This is a genomic window from Roseixanthobacter glucoisosaccharinicivorans, from assembly GCF_043195095.2.
Classification (GTDB): domain Bacteria; phylum Pseudomonadota; class Alphaproteobacteria; order Rhizobiales; family Xanthobacteraceae; genus NCEH01.
Window position 1 is genome coordinate 93,330 of the sequence record NZ_CM195538.1, and the last position, 18,455, is coordinate 111,784.

At 68.1% G+C, this 18,455-nt stretch carries 12 protein-coding genes; 8 read left to right on the forward strand and 4 right to left on the reverse strand.

Translation table 11 applies throughout. The features are described from left to right. Nucleotides 1-139: 139 nt before the first annotated feature. Nucleotides 140-3,055, reverse strand: a complete 2,916-nt coding sequence (locus V5F78_RS00410; protein ID WP_394072108.1) for a GAF domain-containing hybrid sensor histidine kinase/response regulator — start codon at nucleotides 3,053-3,055, stop codon at nucleotides 140-142. Nucleotides 3,056-3,414: 359 nt separating this feature from the next. Here V5F78_RS00410 and V5F78_RS00415 point away from each other — a divergent pair, with 359 nt between their 5' ends. Continuing rightward, entirely contained in the window at nucleotides 3,415-4,722 is a 1,308-nt protein-coding gene (locus V5F78_RS00415; protein ID WP_394072107.1) for an HdeD family acid-resistance protein, read from the forward strand. On the opposite strand, the gene V5F78_RS00420 is transcribed toward V5F78_RS00415, so the two are convergent. The 3 genes from V5F78_RS00420 to V5F78_RS00430 all read right to left on the reverse strand — a co-directional run bounded on the left by V5F78_RS00420 (nucleotide 4,652) and on the right by V5F78_RS00430 (nucleotide 7,101). Beyond that, the gene (locus V5F78_RS00420; protein WP_394072106.1) at nucleotides 4,652-5,641 is read right to left on the reverse strand and encodes a LysR family transcriptional regulator; all 990 of its coding nucleotides are present in this window, start codon (nucleotides 5,639-5,641) and stop codon (nucleotides 4,652-4,654) included. The genes V5F78_RS00415 and V5F78_RS00420 overlap by 71 nt on opposite strands. An 88-nt stretch (nucleotides 5,642-5,729) precedes the next feature. Next, nucleotides 5,730-6,404: a YoaK family protein gene (locus V5F78_RS00425; RefSeq protein WP_394072105.1), complete on the reverse strand. Its 675-nt coding sequence runs from the start codon at nucleotides 6,402-6,404 to the stop codon at nucleotides 5,730-5,732. Between the two features lie 115 nt (nucleotides 6,405-6,519). Next, nucleotides 6,520-7,101 carry a Dps family protein gene (locus V5F78_RS00430; protein ID WP_394072104.1) on the reverse strand — a complete coding sequence of 194 codons (582 nt, stop codon included), beginning with the start codon at nucleotides 7,099-7,101 and terminating at the stop codon, nucleotides 6,520-6,522. A 607-nt stretch (nucleotides 7,102-7,708) separates the two neighbouring features. On the opposite strand from V5F78_RS00430, the gene V5F78_RS00435 reads away from it, so the two are divergent. The 7 genes from V5F78_RS00435 to fghA all read left to right on the forward strand — a co-directional run bounded on the left by V5F78_RS00435 (nucleotide 7,709) and on the right by fghA (nucleotide 18,423). Beyond that, nucleotides 7,709-9,565 (forward strand): PHA/PHB synthase family protein, encoded by a 1,857-nt coding sequence (locus V5F78_RS00435; RefSeq protein ID WP_394072103.1) that lies wholly within the window; start codon nucleotides 7,709-7,711, stop codon nucleotides 9,563-9,565. Nucleotides 9,566-9,573: 8 nt separating this feature from the next. After that, on the forward strand, nucleotides 9,574-10,980 hold the full coding sequence (locus V5F78_RS00440) for a bifunctional enoyl-CoA hydratase/phosphate acetyltransferase (RefSeq protein ID WP_394072102.1): 1,407 nt from the start codon (nucleotides 9,574-9,576) through the stop codon (nucleotides 10,978-10,980). Further along, a complete protein-coding gene (locus tag V5F78_RS00445; RefSeq protein WP_394072133.1) occupies nucleotides 10,974-12,167 on the forward strand; it encodes an acetate/propionate family kinase in 1,194 nt (397 codons plus the stop codon). The genes V5F78_RS00440 and V5F78_RS00445 overlap by 7 nt, the downstream gene beginning before the upstream one ends. After that, nucleotides 12,164-12,937: an enoyl-ACP reductase FabI gene (gene fabI / locus V5F78_RS00450; RefSeq protein WP_394072101.1), complete on the forward strand. Its 774-nt coding sequence runs from the start codon at nucleotides 12,164-12,166 to the stop codon at nucleotides 12,935-12,937. Before V5F78_RS00445 ends, fabI begins: the two co-directional genes overlap by 4 nt. 25 nt (nucleotides 12,938-12,962) lie before the next feature. Beyond that, nucleotides 12,963-15,467 (forward strand): magnesium-translocating P-type ATPase, encoded by a 2,505-nt coding sequence (gene mgtA / locus V5F78_RS00455; RefSeq protein ID WP_394072100.1) that lies wholly within the window; start codon nucleotides 12,963-12,965, stop codon nucleotides 15,465-15,467. 1,007 nt (nucleotides 15,468-16,474) lie between these two features. Then, nucleotides 16,475-17,587 carry an S-(hydroxymethyl)glutathione dehydrogenase/class III alcohol dehydrogenase gene (locus V5F78_RS00460; protein WP_394072099.1) on the forward strand — a complete coding sequence of 371 codons (1,113 nt, stop codon included), beginning with the start codon at nucleotides 16,475-16,477 and terminating at the stop codon, nucleotides 17,585-17,587. Beyond that, nucleotides 17,587-18,423 (forward strand): S-formylglutathione hydrolase, encoded by an 837-nt coding sequence (gene fghA, locus V5F78_RS00465; protein ID WP_394072098.1) that lies wholly within the window; start codon nucleotides 17,587-17,589, stop codon nucleotides 18,421-18,423. Before V5F78_RS00460 ends, fghA begins: the two co-directional genes overlap by 1 nt. The last annotated feature ends 32 nt before the right edge of the window (nucleotides 18,424-18,455 follow it).

The window sequence follows — 18,455 nt, forward strand, 5'->3', positions numbered from 1 at the left end:
CGGACGTGTTTTTGCTGTATTTGCGCCGCAATTCGGCGTGCAAGCGCATTTATCGCGGGCCGTGCGCCTGCTCACCTTTTCGTGATCGTTATGTCCCCGGGCGCTCCGATGCCCGGCGATGCCATGGGACGGGCGCGGCCTAGCGAATCTCCGCGCGCTCCATCATCTCCCGCAGCCGCAGGGCGAGCGCATCCAGCGGGAAGGGCTTGGTGATCATCTCCATGCCCGGCTCCAGGAAGCCGTTGGCCATGGCGGCGTTTTCCGCATAGCCGGTCATGAACAGCACCCGCAGGTCCGGCCGCATCACCCGCGCGGCATCGGCGATCTGCCGGCCGTTGAGGCCCGGCAGGCCGATGTCGGTCACCAGCAGGTCGATGCGCGCGTCCGATTGCAGGATTTTCAGGCCCTCCGGCCCGTCGCCCGCCTCCAAGGCGTGATAGCCCAGTTCGTGCAGCACCTCGACGATGAGGCCGCGCACCACCGGCTCGTCCTCCACCACCAGCACTGTCTCGTCCGGTTCCGGGCGCGGTGGGACAGCCGGGGCACTGACTTCCTCATCCGCCGCCGCCGCGCCGCGATAGCGCGGGAGATAAAGCTTCACCGTCGTGCCCTTGCCGGCCTCGCTGTAGATCTTGGCATAACCCTCCGACTGGCGGGCGAAGCCGTAGATCATGGAGAGGCCGAGCCCGGTGCCCTGGCCGATGGGCTTGGTGGTGAAGAACGGATCGAAGGCGCGGCTCATCACCTCCGGCGACATGCCGGCTCCGGTATCGGTGACGCAGATGCAGATATATTGCCCCGGTCGCACGTCCCGCACGCTCGCCGCATAGGCGCCGTCCAGATGGGCATTGCAGGTTTCAATGGTCAGGCGGCCGCCTTCGGGCATGGCGTCGCGGGCGTTGATGCACAAATTGAGAATGGCGTTCTCGAGCTGGTTGGGATCGCACAGGGTCTGCCACAGCCCGCCCGCGAGGACGAGTTCGAGCGCGATCCGCTCGCCGAGGGTGCGGCGCAGCAGGTCTTCCATGGAAGCGACCAGCGGGTTCGCCTTCACCGGCTTGGGATCGAGCGGCTGGCGGCGCGAGAAGGCGAGCAGGCGGTGGGTGAGGGCGGCGGCGCGGTTGGCCGAGGTCATGGCGCCGGAGATGAAGCGCTCCAGCTCGCCCATGCGGCCCTGGGCGATGCGCCGCTGCACGATATCCAGCGAGCCCGTGATGCCTTGCAGCAGATTGTTGAAATCATGCGCGATGCCGCCGGTCAGCTGGCCCACGGCCTCCATCTTCTGGGATTGGCGCAGCTGCTCTTCCATCTCGCGCTGCTCGGTGATGTCGCGGCCGATGGCATAGAACAGGCCCGCTTCCGGGGATGCGGTCCAGGCGATGCGGCGGTAGCCGCCCTCGCGGGTGCGATAGCGGTTCTCGTAGCGCACCGTCGCCGCGCCGCCGTCCAGGAGCGCGATCTTCTCGCGCGCGGCGTCGGCATCGTCGGGATGGATCAGGTCCGGGACACGGGCGGAGAGCAGTTCCGCCTCGCTCCAGCCGAGCACGCTGGTCCAGGCGCGGTTGACGGCGATCAGCCGGCCCTCGACGTCGAACACATTGAGCAGGTCGCCCGAAAGGCGCCACATGCGGTCGCGCTCGCGGGTGCGCTCCTCCACCCGCTGTTCCAGGGTTTCGCGCGCGGCCTGCACGCTCTTGAACAGATTGGCATTGTCGATGGCGATGGCGGCCTGGGCGGCGAGGCCCGACATCACCCGCTCGGATCGCGCGCTGAACATGTCCGGCTCGGGATGGCCGAACAGCAGCGCGCCCACGCCGTCTCCCGATCGAGAGACCACCGGCACCGCCAGATAGGATCGCACCGGCAGATGACCCTGTGGCAGGCCGAAATGCGGGCCAGTGCCGCCATAACGCGGGTCGGTGGAAATATCGGGCGAGCGCACGACGCTGTGGCCACGGAACGTGGGCTCGAACATGGGCGTGACGCGCGGCGCGCCGAGAACGGTGAACGCCTCGGCATCCGCGCCCGCCAGCGACACCAGGGTGAAGCTATCGTCCGCCGCGCCCGGCACCTTGTAGAAAAACGCCCCATAGGCCGCCTGCGTCAGCGCGACTCCGGCCTCCACCACCTGCTTCACCAGCTTGTCCGGATCAAGCTCGGCGGCGAGCGCGCTGGTGGTGCGGTTGAGCAGTTCGAGCACTTCGCTTTCATTGGCGAGCTGGTCGCGGCTCTCGCGCAGGTCGGCTTCCGCGCGCTTTTGCGCGGTGATGTCATAGGTGACGCCGAAATAGCGGCGGGCGCCGGTGGCGGTGTCGGACACCGGCTCGCCCTGCCGGGCGATCCAGCGCACTTCGCCGGTGTCGGGCCGGCGGATGCGATATTCGACATAAGCGAGCGCATCGCCCGGCAGGGCGTTGGACAGGGTCTTGAGGCGGGGCCGGTCCTGCGGCACCACCAGTTCGGAGAGTTCGCTCAGGGCGAAGGTATCGCGCACGTCCAGGCCCCAGAGGCGGCAGAAGGCCTCCGAGACATTGACCGTGCCGGTTTCCGCCACCAGCTCGAACGTGCCGATGCGCCCCGCTTCCTGGGCGAACCGCAGGCGCTCCTGGCCGTCGCGCAATTCCTCGATCCGTGCCCGCGCCTCATATTGCCGCCGCCGCCCGCGCACCGCGGTGCGCGCGAGGCTCAGCAGCGAGGTCGGCTGGAACGGGCGCTCCACGAACGAGACGTTGCCGAGAATGTCCGACAGATGGACCGTGAGCGGGTTGCGGTCGGTTTCCGCGCGGTCGGTGAGGATGATGAAGGGAAAATCCGACCACGACGGCTGGCCGGCGATCCAGTCGCGCAGCCCGGAGAGATCGGTATCCACCAGCGCCTGATCGGCGATCAGCGCGAGCCCGGCCCCGCCCGCGAGATCGCGGGCGACGAGCGCCGGCAGGTCGTCGCACACCGCGCACGGCATGCGGGCATCGGCCAGCAATTGGGCGAGCAGCGCGCCTTCGCGCGCATCCGGGCATAAAATGAGCGCGCGCTCGGAATTGGGACCCGGCTTCATGCGTTGGCCCGGGCGATATTTCCGCCCCGATCGCGCGCCATGGCCCGCGTCCAACCGGGCGGGCGATGGCAAGGCCGATCGACCGCGGCGCGCGGTCCCGGCAGGGTCGAAGGGAAGCAGAACATCGAACCTCGCATCACGCACTGTGTCCCACCATAACGCGGCCCGGGCAAGATCACATCGGCTTGCGAAAGATTTGCTATCTGCCAACAGCTTAAGCGGGGCCGAAAAAATCCGGCGCCCCCGCTCCAGAACCATTTAAAGGTATCATTTAACAGCGAGACGCTCGACAGCGCGGGCGAAGCTTGAAATAAAGCACACTGAGCATTTCCGGCCGTGGATGATCGGAGCCCGGTTCCTTGATTCAGGTTCTTCTTCTTCTTCTGGGTGCGCGGCTGCTGCGGCGCCGGTGGTGGGTTCTTGCGCTCGCGGGTGTGGTTTGGCTGATGCTGGGCATGCTGTTCTTCGCCGATGCCTTCATCGAGGAAATCCGCATTCCCCCGACGGTGTTCGCCATTCCCCTGCTGGTGGACGGCGCCTTTTCACTCTTCACCTTCTTCGGCCGGATCGGCGGCACGCGGCCGTTGCGGCTCGCCAAGGGGGTGGTGTTCCTGGCCATCGGCCTGCTGATCATCGATTCGCCCTGGCACAGCGACATGATCATCGGGCTCATCGTCGGCAGCTTCCTCGTCACCGATGCGACGTTGCGCGCCGTGAGCGGCTATGTCGTGCGCTTTGTCGGATGGCGCATGTCGATGTTCGCCGCCGGCGTGGAATTCCTGCTCGGCGTGTGGTCGCTCGTGCCCTGGCCCACCCAATGGCAGGCGGAAGTGGGCGCCGACGTCGGGCAATTGATCATGGTCTCCGGCTTCGGCATCTGCGCGCTTGCGCTCCGCATTCGCCACCTGCCGGAGGACATGCCGATTTCGACCGTCCTCAGCCGCGGCTGGCCGCGCATGGATTGGAGCAAGGCGCTGCGTTCCGGCGCGCCGGCGGAGCCGATGGAGCAGACCGAGGAAGCGGAACGGGACGTGATGATCGTCCATGTGTGGACGCCCACCGGCCACATGGTCTCGCTCAACCACGGCGTCAGCCGCTACATCGCCGCGCGCGACGAGAAGGGCGTCATCTCCACCGGACACGCGGCGCTGGAACTGCCGCCCGATGTCTATATCAGCCATTATCCCGGCCAGGAGATCGACCGCTCGCCGAGCGATTTCTCGCGGGTGCTGCGTGCGACCGAGGAAAACGATGCGCCGGGCGTGTTCCAGCCGAGCTATGCGCAGGAAAGCGCGGACTGGTGCCCGTCCACGTCCGAGGTGCGCCTCGTCGGCCTCAACACCACGGCGGTGCGGACGTTCTGGGCGCACTATCGCCTGGACACCACCTATAATCTCACCAATCGCAATTGCTCCAGCGTCGTGGCGAAGGCGCTGGATGCGGGGCTTGACGGCTTGTTCGAGGAGCGCGGGCGCTCGTACCTCTTCGTGCTGCGGCTGAGCTTCAGCGTGGAGCTCTGGGTCGCCGGTATTCTGCGCACGCGCGCGGCGGCGATGGCCTGGACACCCGGCCTGGTGCTGGATTATGCCCGCGCCGTCAAGGACCTGGTGGAGTTGCCCCAGCGCGGCGGCGCCCCGGCGGTGTCTCAGCTGGCGCGGCGGGGTTAAGCGCGTCGGCGGGCAGGGCGAGACGCGCGAACGCGGCCTTGAGGCGCGGCACGGCGAAATCCACGAACGTGCGGACCTTCGGCGCCGAGAGCCGGCCCTCCGGCATGATGAGATGAACCGGGAACGGCGGCGGCTCGTGCTGCGCCAGCAGGATCGACAGCCGCCCGGCGCGCACATGCTCGGCCACCTGATAGGACAGGACGCGCGTGACCCCGTGCCCCTCCAGCGCCGAGCCGACGGCCGCCTCCACGCTGTTGACGATCAGGCGCGGGGCGATCTGCACGCTCTGGCCGCCCGTGCCGGTTGCGCCCGCGAACGCCCAGGCTTCCTGTCCGAAGCTGGTCATGGCGATGCACCGGTGGGCGGCAAGATCCGACGGGTGCAGGATCGCCGGCCGGTCCGCCAGATAGGCGGGGGATGCGCACACAACCCGCCGCACCTCGCCGATCTTGACCGCGATCAGGCTGGAATCCGGCAGATGGGCGATGCGCAGGGCCACGTCCACGCCCTCGTCCATGAGGTTCACCGACCGGTCGAGCAGCAGCAGGCGCGCGCGCACCGCCGGCTGGGCGTCGAGGAAGGCGTCGAGAATGGGGCGCAGCACCTGGGCGCCGCTCACCAGCGGCGCGGTGAGGGTCAGGGTGCCGCGCGGCGCCGCGCGCTCCCCGGCGGCCAGCATGTCGGCTTCCTCAAGATCGGTGAGGACGCGCCGGCAGGCGGCGGCATAGCGCTCCCCGGCCTCGCTCAGGCGCAGCGCGCGCGTGGTCCGGTGCAGCAGCTGGACCCCCACATGGGCCTCCAGAAATGCGATGGCGCGGGTGACGGCCGCCGGCGAATGGCCGAGCCGGCGCCCGGCTCCGGCAAGGCTGCCTTCGTCGAGCACGGTCACGAACACGCGCATGGCATCAATCCGGTCCATCATCGCTCCCCGGCCGCGCGGGCCGATCTCTCGGTGGGTGGGCGCGTTTTCGCCGGGCGCGCCGGGCGCCACCGTGCGCCGGCGCGGATCAACGAGCCGGGGCCTGCGCGCCCACAGCGGCGGCCAACAGCGCGAGAAGGGGCGGCACCGCGAAGCACCACATGCCGATGGCCACATATAGCAGCGCGGCGAGCCCGCAGCCGAGCGCGAACGCCGCGACCGCGCCCGACATGCGCCCGAGCCGCCCGCGCGCGGTCGCCGCCTGGTCCGGCGGCAGGCCGCGCGCCAGATCCACGATGTCGATCATCACCTGGGTGGTGGTGCCGGTCATCAGCGTGGTAGGCGGGGCGCTGGCGAGATGGATGCGGTGGATGGCGTTCTGGATCGCCATGGCGGACACCAGGGTCATGCCGGTGAGCATCGCGCGCCAGGCATCGGAATTGGCGAATGGGCCGAATGTCACCGCCATGATGCCGGCGGCGGAAAGAAGGCCGAACTTCAGGCCCAGCAGGGTGCGCAGCTGCGGCAGGCCGCGCGCTTCGAGCGCGTAGCCCAGCAGGCGCACCAGCATCACCACGATGCAGAACACCGGCAGCGCCAGCAGCTTGGCCCATGCCCCCGAGGTTCCATGCACCATGGCGGCGCCGAAGGTAACGAAGTTGCCCGTGACATGGGCGGTGAACAGGCCCTGGAGCGCCAGGAAGCCGGCCGTGTCCACATAGCCGCCGTTCAGGCTGAGAATCGCGGGCAGGCTGGGCTTCATGGGTGTCCCCGGACGTGATGGGGTGAGGGAAGGGCGAGGAACGGGCACGCCGTTTGCGGCGCGCCTCGGCTCGAGGGCGGCGGGGCCGGTCCTCGAGCCTGTCTTGGCCGCGCGATCAGGCCTCGCGGCGGGTGGTCTCGAACAAGAACCAGGCGCGGCGCTCGGTCTCGTCGATCCAGTTTTCCAGCAGGCTGGCGGTGGCGACGTCCTGGTTCTCGTCGCACAGGTCGTGCACCTCGCGCATGGACGCGACGAGCTGAACATTGTCGTCGCGCAGTTCGCTCAGCATGTCCTGCGGGGTGACATATTCGGCGTCATTGTCCAGCAGGCGCTGCTGGCGGGCGATCTGGCCGATGGACTTGATCGTGATGCCGCCGATCTTGCGCACGCGCTCGGCGATCGGATCGGTCATGGCGAAGATCTGGTCGCTCTGCTCGTCCAGCAGCAGGTGATAATCGCGGAAATGCGGGCCGGACATGTGCCAGTGGAAGTTCTTGGTCTTGAGGTAGAGCACGAACACGTCGGCCAGCAGGCCGTTCAGCGCGCCGGCGATGTCCTGCACCGCGTTGGAGGAATAATTGCTGCGGGTCTGCAAGGGGGCGGCGACGCGCGACTTCGCGGCGTCCAGCTTTCCCTCGGTCTTCGCCTCGGTCTTGGCCTTTTTGGGCTTCGGCGCCTGGGACTTGGTGTCACTCATTTGACAGCTCCTGGAACTGAGGCGCGGCCGAGCCGGGCCTCGCGTGGGGACGGCGGTGCACCGGCCGTATCTCCCGGGCGTGCAAGCGTGCATGTCCGGCGGCGGGGTGGGCAGGGCGGATGTGGGCACCCGGGTTCAAAGTCTGTATCGACGCATTCTTGCACATCCGTGTGTCACGCCGCCAAGAGGTATCAAGTTCGAATCTACAGCCAAGTTCCCCGCGCCGGTCCGTCTCTCGCAGCGGCAGCTTCATTTTCACGCGGGCGGCGCTTTGGCGGAGGCTGTCGCGGCCGCGCCCACCCTCGTGCACTGCGCTGCGTCACCTGTCCGTGGGTCACCGCCGCGCGGGACGCTAGCCCTTTATCGGCAAGCACTTAGCCGGCATGTCAATCCTGCTTACGTAGTTTCCGAGGCTGTTGCGGTGCACCTGACGTCGCTAGGTTGCGGGCGGCCGCGAAGCATCGGCCGGCGGGGATCCGCCGCCGCGTTTCGACTGTTCGGCCGGGCGCGGTCCAGCGCGGACCGGGCACGCATGTCACCGTTCTGAACGCCCGGCGGCGCGCGTCCGATGCTATCGTTCAGCTGAGAGATCAAAGGCGATACGAAAATGGCAGAGACGGTCCTGAAGCTTGTCAGCGACACGAACGCGCCCGCCCCGGCTTCGCTGCCGGCGCCTGCGCCCGCTGCTCCCGCCCCGGCGCATGAACTCCCCCTCCCGCTGCCCGCCGGGAACGCGGATGTCGACCACGAGGGCTTGCGCCTGTTCGATCGGCGCGTGGGCGCCGCCATCGCGGAAATGACTGGCGGCCTCTCGCCTGCGGCGCTCGCGCTCGCTTACACCGATTGGGCGCTGCATCTGGCCTCCGCCCCCGGCAAGCGCACGGAACTCGCGCTGAAAGCCATGTTCGGCGCACGCGAATTCGCTGCCCACATGCTCAATCCCGCCGCGCCGACCACGTTCGAGGCGGCTGGCCCGATCACCGGCGACGAGCGGTTCCGGGGCGAGGGCTGGAGCCGCTGGCCCTATTCCATCTGGCGCGAAGGCTTTCTGCGCACCCAGCAATGGTGGCATGAGGCGACCAGCGACGTTCCCGGCATGGCGCCCCACCATCAGGAAGTGGTGTCCTTCACGGCCCGCCAATTGCTCGACATGGCTTCGCCCGCGAACCTGCCGTTCGCCAATCCCGAGGTGGCGCAGAAATCGGTGGCCAGCGGCGGGGCGAATTTTGTCGCCGGTGCCAAGAACCTGATGGAAGATCTCGCCCGCAAGCGCGCCCACAAGCCGCCGCTCGGCGTGGAGGCTTTCAAGGTCGGGCGCGATGTGGCCGCGACGCCGGGCAAGGTGATCTATCGCAACCGCCTGGTCGAGCTGATCCAATACAGCCCCGCAACGCCGGGGGTGTATCGCGAGCCGGTGCTGATCGTGCCCGCCTGGATCATGAAATATTACATCCTCGACCTCTCCCCCAACAATTCGCTGATCCGCTATCTGGTGGGGCAGGGGCACACGGTGTTCGCCATCTCCTGGCGCAATGTGACGGCGGAGGACCGCGATCTCAGCTTCGAGGATTATCGCCAGCTCGGCGTTGCTGCGTCATTGGACGCGATCAGCGCGGTGGTGCCGGGCGAGAAAGTCCACGCGGTGGGCTATTGCCTCGGCGGCACGCTGCTGACGGTCGCGGCGGCGGCCATGGCGGATGCCGGGGACACGCGCCTCGCCTCCATGACCTTGTTCGCGGCCCAGACCGATTTCACCGAGCCGGGTGAGCTGGAATTGTTCATCGACCACAGCCAGGTGAGCCTGCTGGAGGACATGATGTGGGATCGCGGCTATCTGGACAGCACCCAGATGGCCGGCGCCTTCCAGCTGCTTAAGTCCAACGATCTGGTCTGGTCGCGCATGGTGCATGATTATCTCATGGGCGAGCGCTACCCCATGAACGATTTGATGGCCTGGAACGCCGACGCCACCCGCATGCCCTACAAGATGCATTCGGATTATCTGCGCAAGCTGTTCCTGAACAATGATCTCGCCTCGGGCCGCTATGTGGTGAACGGCCATCCGATCGCGATCCAGGACATCCGCGTGCCGATCTTCACCGTGGGCACCGAGCGCGACCACATCGCGCCTTGGCGCTCGGTCTATAAGATCCACTATCTCACCGACACCGACGTCACCTTCGTGCTGACCAGCGGCGGGCACAATGCCGGCATCGTCAGCGAGCCGGGCCATCCGCATCGCCAGTTCCGCTTGCGCGAGAAGGGGGCCATGGACCCTTGCCTCGGTCCCGACGAATGGTTCGCCGGCACGCCCGTGCAGCCGGGCTCCTGGTGGCCCGCCTGGCAAAGCTGGCTGGCGCAGCGCTCTTCCCCCGGCCTTGTCTCTCCCCCGCCCATGGGCGCGCCGGGGGCGGGTTATGCCCCGCTCGACGACGCCCCCGGCACCTATGTCCTGCAAGCGTGAGATCCATCATGAACGCGCCTTTGCTGCTGAACCGCACGTTTGACGAATTGAACGTGGGCGATTCCGCCTCGCTGACGCGGGTGGTCAAGAATGAGGATATCGAATTGTTCGCCGCCGTCTCCGGCGACGTGAACCCCGCCCATCTCGACAAGGCCTATGCCGCCACCGACATTTTCGGCCATGTGGTGATCCACGGCATGTGGACCGGCGGGCTGATCTCGACCTTGCTCGGCACGGAACTGCCCGGGCCGGGCACCATCTATCTGTCGCAGGACCTGCATTTCAGGAAGCCCGTGGCGCCCGGCGACACCATTACCGCCACCGTGACGGTGCTAGAGAAGAAGCCGGAAAAGCGCATCGTCCTGTTTGACACGCGCTGCATCAACCAGACCGGCAGCGACGTGCTGACCGGCACCGCCACCGTGATCGCCCCGTCGGAAAAGCTCGCCCTGCCGCGCATCGCCGTGCCCGAGGTGCTGCTGCGCGGCGGCGAGCGCTATTCCGAATTCGTCCAGCGCGCCCGCTCCCTGCCGCCCATGCGCGTGGGCGTGGTGCATCCCTGCAGCATCGAGGCGCTGCAAGCTGCCATCGAGGCGCGCGACGAGGGGCTGATCGAGCCGATCCTGATCGGCCCGGAGCACAAGATCCGCGCGATCGCGGAGAAGGCGGGCATCTCGCTCGCGGGCCTGCGCATCGAGGCGGTGGAGCACAGCCACGCCGCCGCCGTGCGCGGGGCGGCGCTGGCCGCTTCCGGCGAATGCGCGGCGCTCATGAAGGGCAGCCTGCATACCGACGAACTGCTCGGCGCGGTGGTCGCGGCCGCTTCCGGCCTGCGCACCGAGCGGCGCATCAGCCATGTCTATGCGCTGGACGTGCCGTCCTATCCCAAGCCGCTGATCGTCACTGATGCCGCCATCAACATCGCTCCGACCCTGGAGCAGAAGCGCGACATCTGCCAGAACGCCATCGACCTGCTGCACCGCCTCGGCGTCGCCGAGCCGCTGGTGGCGGTGCTCGCGGCGGTGGAGACGGTGAACCCGGACATGCCGGCCACCATCGATGCGGCGGCGCTCACCATCATGGCGGCGCGCGGCCAGATCACCGGCGCCAAGGTGGACGGGCCGCTCGCCTTCGACAATGCCATCAGCCTCGATGCCGCGCATATCAAGCAGATCGTCTCGCCCGTCGCCGGGCAGCCGGACATCCTGCTGGTGCCGAACCTGGAGGCCGGCAACATGCTGGCCAAGCAATTGATCTATCTGGCCGGCGCCGATGCGGCCGGGCTGGTGCTCGGGGCGCGCGTGCCGATCATCCTCACCAGCCGGTCGGACGCGCTGAAGGTGCGCCTCGCTTCGGTGGCCCTCGCCAAGCTCTCCGTCGCCGGCCAGCCCAAGCTCGACGGGGTGACATTGTGAGCGACCATATCCTGCTGACCTTCAACCCCGGCTCCTCGACCTTGAAGATGGGCCTGTTCGCGGTGGAGGGCGACCATGCCCGTCGGCTTGGCCGGGGCATTATCGACCTGCGCCACAGCCCGCTGGTTCTCAGCCTCAGCGAAGGTGGCGAGGCGCGGGATATTCGCCTGACCAGCGCCGTCACCGAGGATTTGCGCGAGGTGATCGACGAGACGTTGCGCTGGCTGGTGGACCATTTCGGCGTTGCCGATCTCACCGCCGTGGGGCACCGGGTGGTGCATGGCGGCGACCGCTTCGCCGGTCCCGCGCTGATCGACCATGAGACCTTCAAGGGCATCGAGAGCCTGGTCCCGCTCGCGCCCCTGCACCAGCCGCAGAGCGTGCGCATCATCAAGGCGCTGCATCACCTGCGGCCGGATTTGCCGCAGGTGGCCTCCTTCGACACCGCCTTCCACCGGACCCAGGCGGACTTGGTGCGCCGCTTCGCCCTGCCGCGCGAGATGTTCAATGCCGGCGTGAAGCGCTACGGCTTCCACGGCCTCTCCTACAAATACATCGCCCGCGAGCTGGGCCGGCATGATCCGACTTTCGGCGGGCGCGTGGTGGTGGCGCATCTCGGCAGCGGCGCCAGCCTGTGCGCGCTCTCCGGCGGCATCAGCCGCGACACCTCCATGGGCTTTTCCACCCTCGACGGCATCCCCATGGCGACGCGCTGCGGCACGCTCGATCCGGGGGTCGTGATCCATATGCTGAAAGAGGAAAAGCGCCCGCTGGAGGAGGTGGAAGACATTCTCTACCACCGCTCGGGCCTGCTGGGCGTCTCCGGCATCAGCGCCGACAGCCGCGCGCTGCTGGCCTCCCATGCGGAGGAAGCGCGCGAGGCGCTCGAATTGTTCACCTTCCGCATCGCGCGCGAGACGGCGGCGCTCGCCAATACGCTCGGCGGGCTGGATGGGTTCGTCTTCACCGCCGGGATCGGCGAGCACCAGGGCGAGATTCGCAGCGCCGTGGCGGCGCGCCTCGGCTGGCTCGGCATGAAGCTGGACGAGCAAGCCAATGCCGCCAATGCCGCGATGATTTGCAGCCTCGACAGCAAAATCAAGGTCTTCGTCATCCCCACGGACGAGGAACAGGTGATCGCCGACGAGGCGGTCAGCATCATCCAGCATCTGGAGCCCGTACGATGAGCCCTATCGTCGATCTCGCCGGAAAGCGCGGCCTCGTGGTCGGCATCGCCAATGCCGAGAGCATCGCCCATGGCTGCGCGCGCGCGTTCCGCGACGCCGGGGCGGAACTCGCCGTCACCTATCTCAACGAGAAGGCGGCGCCTTACGTGCGCCCGCTGGCGGAGAGCCTGGAGGCCTCCATCATCGTGCCGTGCGACGTGCGCATTCCCGGCCAGCTGGAAGAGGTGTTCGCCACCATCGAGCGGCAATGGGGCAGCCTGGATTTCGTGTTCCATTCCATCGCCTTCGCCCCCCGCGAGGATCTGCACACCGGCCTTGTGAACTGCTCCGCCGAGGGCTTCGCCATGGCCATGGACGTGTCCTGCCATTCGTTCATCCGCATGGCGAAGCTGGCGCTGCCATTGATGAAGACCGGCGGCTCGCTCCAGACCGTGAGCTTCTTCGGCAGCGAGCGGGTGGTCGACAATTACAATCTCATGGGCCCGGTGAAGGCGGCGCTGGAATCCACCGTGCGCTATCTGGCGGCCGACCTCGCGGCGGCGGGCATCCGCGTCCATGCCCTCTCCACCGGCCCGGTGCAGACCCGCGCCGCCTCCGGCATCGAGCGCTTCGACGAATTGCTGGACAAGGTGCGCGCCCGCACCCCGGCGAACCATCTCGTGTCCACAGAGCAGATCGGCAAGGTGGCGGCCTTCCTGGTGAGCGAGGCCGGGGCGCCGCTCACCGGCTCCGTGGTCTATGCCGACGCGGGTTTCCACATCGTCGCCTGAGGGGGATGAAGGGGTCCGCGATATCATGGCCGCATCGGACAAAGCTTTCTGGACCTTGCCCGTTGCGGCGCTGCTCTCGGGGCTCGGCTGCACGTCGGGCGGCCTGAGCGCGGCCGAGGTCGAGGACCGCCGCGCCCGCTATGGCGTGAATGCCGACAGCCAGCCCAAGAAGGTGGGCGCGGTGCGCGCCGTGGTGCGGCGCCTGCTGGAGCCGCTTTCGCTGATCCTGCTGGCCGCCGGCGCTGTGTCGGTGGCGACCGGCGATGCGGTGGGCGGGACGATCATTCTCGCCATCCTTGGCCTTTCCATCATTCTCGACACGGTGCAGGAGGGCCAGGCGCTCAAGGCCGCCGAAATGCTGCGCCGCTCGGTCGCCGTGAAGGCGGAGGCCAAGCGCGACGGTGCCTTCGTCGAGGTGGACGTGGGCGATCTCGTGCCCGGCGATCTGGTGCGCATCCGCGCCGGCGACATCATTCCCGCCGACGCGCGGGTGCTGGAGGCCAACGCCTTCACCTGCGATGAGGCGGCACTGACCGGCGAACCCTATCCGGTGCGCAAGCAGCCGGGCGTGATCACCTCCGCCATGCCTGCCGAAGCCGACAATGCGGTGTTTCGCGGCGCGGTGGCGCAGACCGGCGAGGCGGTGGCGCTGGTGGTCCACACCGGGCGCGACAGCCTGTTCGGCGAGGCGGCCTCCGCGCTCGCGCAAGCCCAGACCCCGTCGCCGTTCCAGCGCGACCTCCACGCCTTCGGCCTGCTGACGGCCCGGCTCACCCTGGCGCTGGTGCTGCTGGTGCTGACCGCGCACATGCTGTTCGGCCGGCCGGTGCTGGAATCGCTCATGTTCGCGGTGGCGCTGGCGGTGGGGCTGACGCCCGAACTGCTGCCCATGATCACCACCGTGACCCTTTCGCGCGGCGCGCTGCGCATGGCGGCGCGCAAGGTGATCGTGAAGCGCCTCGCCGCGATCCACGATCTCGGCGCCATGAACGTGCTGTGCACGGACAAGACCGGCACCCTCACCGAAGCCCGCATCACGCTTGCGAAAAGCCTCGATCCCGAAGGCGCGGAAGACCCGCGCGCCGCCACCCTCGCCGCCCTTGCCGCCCATCTCGGCGGTGATCGCGGCGCGCTCGATGCCGCGCTGCTGGACTGCCGTCACGATCCGGCGGCCGGCTGGGTGATGGAGGAAGTGCACGCCTTCGATTTTTCCCGCCGCATCGGCTCTGTGCTCGCGCGGGGGCCGGACGCCCATCTGCTGATCGTGAAGGGCGCGCCGGAGGCGGTGCTGAATCTGTGCACCACGCGCCGCGACGGCAGCCCCATGGACGCCACCGCGCAGGATGCGGCGCATGCTTTGGTCCAGGCGCTGGCGGGCGAGGGATTGCGCGCGGTGGCGGTGGCCTCGAAACCCTGGACCGGTGCGCCGCGCGAACTGACCGTGGAAGATGAAGCCGGGCTGGTGTTCGAGGGCCTGTGCGCGTTTGCCGATCCGCCCAAGGCCACCGCCGCCGCCGCCATCGCGCGCCTCGCCAAGGCCGGGGTTCGGCTGAAGATCCTTTCCGGTGACGACCCGGTGGTGGTGCGGCGCCTCGCCGGCCTCGTCGGGCTGAATGCGGCCGAAGTGCTCTCCGGGGCGGACGTGGCGGCCTTGAGCGACGATGCGCTCGCGGTGCGGGTGCGCGAAGTGGATGCCTATGGCCGCCTCGCGCCGGACCAGAAGTCGCGCATCGTCAAGGCGCTCCAGGCGCGCGGCGCGGTGGTGGGGTTCCTCGGCGACGGCATCAACGACGCGCCGGGGCTCAAAGCCGCCGATATCGGCCTTTCCGTGGATGGCGCCACCGGCGTCGCCCAGGCGGCGGCGGACATGATTTTGCTGGAAAGCGATCTCGGCGTGGTGGCGGACGGGGTGGAGGAAGGGCGGCGCACCTTCGTCAACATCCTCAAATATGTGCGCATGGCCGCCAGCTCCAATTTCGGCAACATGCTGTCCATGGCGGCGGCCTCCCTGTTCCTGCCGTTCCTGCCCATGCTGCCGACCCAGATCCTGCTCAACAACCTGCTCTACGACCTCTCGGAAATCGGCATCCCGTTCGACCGGGTGCGCGCCGAGGCGCTGGCGCGGCCGCAGGTGTGGGACATGTCCGGGCTGGTGCGGTTCGCGGCCATCATGGGCCCGCTCTCCTCGGTGTTCGACCTGCTCACCTTCGGCGGCCTGATCTTCCTGTTCCACGTGACGCCGGATGCCTTCCGCACCGCGTGGTTCCTGGAATCCATGGCGACGCAGATCCTCGTCATCTTCATCATCCGCACCCGCGCGCGGCCGTGGGCGGATTTGCCCCATCCGCTGCTTGCCGCCTCCTCGCTCGGCGCGCTGCTCGTGGCCATGGTGCTGCCGTTCACGCCATTCGGCGCCTGGTTCGGCTTCGCCTTGCTGCCGCCGGCCCTGCTCGGGGCATTGGCGCTGCTGGTCATCGCCTATCTCGCCATGGCCGAGGGGCTGAAGCGCTTCGCCATGGCGCGGGTGTAGGGGCGGGTTTCTCCTCTCCTTGTGGGAGAGGGCGCATCTCATCCCAGCCTCAGTGTTTCTCCTCCCCCCTTGCGGGGGAGGGCAGGGAGGGGGCTCTCCGCTTGTCCGGGCGAGTGGTGTTCGCGGCCCCAACCCCCCACCCCATCCCTCCCCCTCAAGGGGGGAGGGCGCATCTCGTCCCTGCCTCAGTGTTTCTCCTCCCCCTTGCGGGGGAGGGCAGGGAGGGGGGTATCTTTCCGCTTGTCCGGGCAAGGGTGGTGCTCGCGGCGCCCAACCCCCCACCCCAACCCTCCCCCTCAAGGGGGGAGGGGGCATCTCATCCCAGCCTCAGTGTTTCTCCTCCCCCCTTGTGGGGGAGGGCAGGGAGGGGGGTGTCTCTCCGCTTGTTCGGGCGAGGGTGGTGTTCGCGGCCCTACCCCCCACCCCATCCCTCCCCCTCAAGGGGGGAGGGGGCATCTCATCCCGACCGCTGCTTTTCTCCTCCCCCCTTGCGGGGGAGGGCAGGGAGGGGGGTCTCTCCGCTTGTCCGGGCGAGGGTGGTAATCGCGGCGCCATACCCCCCACCCCATCCCTCCCCCTCAAGGGGGGAGGGCGCATCTCATTCCGGCCTCAGTGTTTCTCCTCCCCCCTTGCGGGGGAGGGCAGGGAGGGGGGTGTCTCTCCGCTTGTCCGGGCGAGGGTGGTGCTCGCGGCGCCATACCCCCCACCCCATCCCTCCCCCTCAAGGGGGGAGGGGCATCTCATCCCGGCCGCCGCTTTTCTCCTCCCCTCTTGCGGGGGAGGGCAGGGAGGGGGGTGTCTCTCCGTGTGTCCGGGCGAGGGTAGTGTTCGCGGCCCCACACCCCCCACCCCATCCCTCCCCCTCAAGGGGGGAGGGAGCATCTCATCCCTGCCTCCGCTTTTCTCCAGCCGGCACCGGGTGTCGCAAACGCGATTCCCTGTCGGAAAGAAGAAAGCTATAGGAGCGCAGGCCCGCGCGGCGGGCGGTCACATCTGCGGAGAACGCCATGAAGACGCGCGCTGCGGTCGCCTGGGAAGCCAAGAAGCCCCTCACCATCGAGACCATCGAGATCGGCGGCCCCAAGGCGGGCGAAGTGCTGGTGGAGATTATGGCCACCGGCGTCTGCCACACCGACGCCTATACGCTGGACGGGCTGGATTCGGAGGGCAAGTTCCCCGCCATCCTCGGCCATGAGGGCGCGGGCATCGTGCGCGAGGTGGGCGCGGGCGTAACCGGCCTGAAGGTCGGCGACCATGTGATTCCGCTCTACACGCCGGAATGCCGGCAGTGCAAAACCTGCCTCTCCCAGCGCTCGAACCTCTGCACCTCCATCCGCGCCACCCAGGGGCAGGGCCTGATGCCGGATCGCACCAGCCGCTTCTCCTGTGATGGCGGCGAGATCTTCCATTACATGGGCTGCTCCACCTTCTCCAATTTCACCGTGCTGCCCGAGATCGCGCTGGCGAAGGTTCGCGAGGACGCCCCCTTCGACAAGATCTGCTACATCGGCTGCGGGGTCACCACCGGCATTGGCGCGGTGGTCTATACTGCCAAGGTGTGGCCGGGCGCGAACGTGGTGGTGTTCGGCCTTGGGGGCATCGGCCTCAACGTCATCCAGGGCGCGCGGATGGTGGGCGCCGACAAGATCATCGGCGTGGACATCAACCCCGCCAAGGTTGAGATGGCGAAGCGCTTCGGCATGACCCATTTCGTCAATCCGCGCGACGTGGGTGCCGACAAGGTGGTGGCCGCCATCCAGGACCTGACCGACGGCGGCGCCGATTTCTCCTTCGACTGCACCGGCAATGTGGATGTGATGCGCCAGGCGCTGGAATGCTGCCATCGCGGCTGGGGCACCTCCATCGTCATCGGCGTGGCGCCGGCGGGGGCGGAAATCTCCACCCGTCCGTTCCAGCTTGTCACCGGCCGCAACTGGCGCGGCTCGGCGTTCGGCGGCGCGCGCGGCCGCACCGACGTGCCCAAGATCGTCGACTGGTACATGGAGGGGAAGATCGAGATCGACCCCCTGATCACCCACACCATGCCGCTGGAAGAGATCAACACCGCCTTCGATTTGATGCACGAGGGCAAGTCGATCCGCTCGGTGGTCCTGTTCTGATGGAGACGCTCTCGCGGGCGAAGGCGTTCGGCGGGGTGCAGGGCGTCTATCGCCACGACTCGCGTGAGACGCGCTGCCCCATGACCTTCGCGGTCTATGTTCCGCCCCAGGCGGAGCACGGGCCGGTGCCGGTGCTGTGGTATCTCTCCGGCCTCACCTGCACCCATGCCAACGTCGTGGAGAAGGGCGAGTATCGCCGCGCCGCCGCCGAGCACGGCCTCATGATCGTCTGCCCGGACACCTCGCCGCGCGGCGAAGGCGTGCCCGACGAGCCGGACAATTGGCAGTTCGGCTCCGGCGCCGGCTTCTATCTCGATGCCACGCAGGCGCCATATGCTGAAAATTACCGTATGGCGCGCTATGTGGGGCACGAATTGCCGGCGCTTCTGGCCGCGCATTTCCCTTGCGACATGGCGCGCCAGGGCATTTTCGGCCATTCCATGGGCGGGCACGGCGCGCTGACGCTGGCGCTGAAAAATCCCGGCCGCTTCAAGAGCTGTTCCGCCTTCGCACCCATCGTCCACCCGATGGATGCGGGCTGGTCACGCCCGGCGTTCGAGAAATATCTCGGCCCCGACGCTGCGGCATGGCGCGCCTATGATGCCTGCGCCCTCATCAAGGACGGGCACCGCTTCCCTGAGTTTCGGGTGGACCAGGGGGCGGCGGACGGCTTCCTGCAGGACGGCCTGCGCCCCTGGCTGCTGGAAGAGGCCTGCGCCAAGGCCGGCATCCCGCTCGCCCTGACGCTACGGGATGGTTACGACCATTCCTATTATTTCATCTCCACCTTCATGGCCGACCACGTGGCTTACCATGCGGCACGCCTGAAGGGGTGAGCCCCCCGGAACGCGGGGATACCCCCGGATCG

Coding starts and splice junctions, on each gene's coding strand:
- V5F78_RS00410 (WP_394072108.1), bottom strand. CDS start 3,055: ATGAAGCCGGGTCCCAATTCCGAGCGCGCGCTCATTTTATGCCCGGAT.
- V5F78_RS00420 (WP_394072106.1), bottom strand. CDS start 5,641: ATGGACCGGATTGATGCCATGCGCGTGTTCGTGACCGTGCTCGACGAA.
- V5F78_RS00425 (WP_394072105.1), bottom strand. CDS start 6,404: ATGAAGCCCAGCCTGCCCGCGATTCTCAGCCTGAACGGCGGCTATGTG.
- V5F78_RS00430 (WP_394072104.1), bottom strand. CDS start 7,101: ATGAGTGACACCAAGTCCCAGGCGCCGAAGCCCAAAAAGGCCAAGACC.
- V5F78_RS00435 (WP_394072103.1), top strand. CDS start 7,709: ATGGCAGAGACGGTCCTGAAGCTTGTCAGCGACACGAACGCGCCCGCC.
- V5F78_RS00440 (WP_394072102.1), top strand. CDS start 9,574: ATGAACGCGCCTTTGCTGCTGAACCGCACGTTTGACGAATTGAACGTG.
- fabI (WP_394072101.1), top strand. CDS start 12,164: ATGAGCCCTATCGTCGATCTCGCCGGAAAGCGCGGCCTCGTGGTCGGC.
- mgtA (WP_394072100.1), top strand. CDS start 12,963: ATGGCCGCATCGGACAAAGCTTTCTGGACCTTGCCCGTTGCGGCGCTG.
- V5F78_RS00460 (WP_394072099.1), top strand. CDS start 16,475: ATGAAGACGCGCGCTGCGGTCGCCTGGGAAGCCAAGAAGCCCCTCACC.
- fghA (WP_394072098.1), top strand. CDS start 17,587: ATGGAGACGCTCTCGCGGGCGAAGGCGTTCGGCGGGGTGCAGGGCGTC.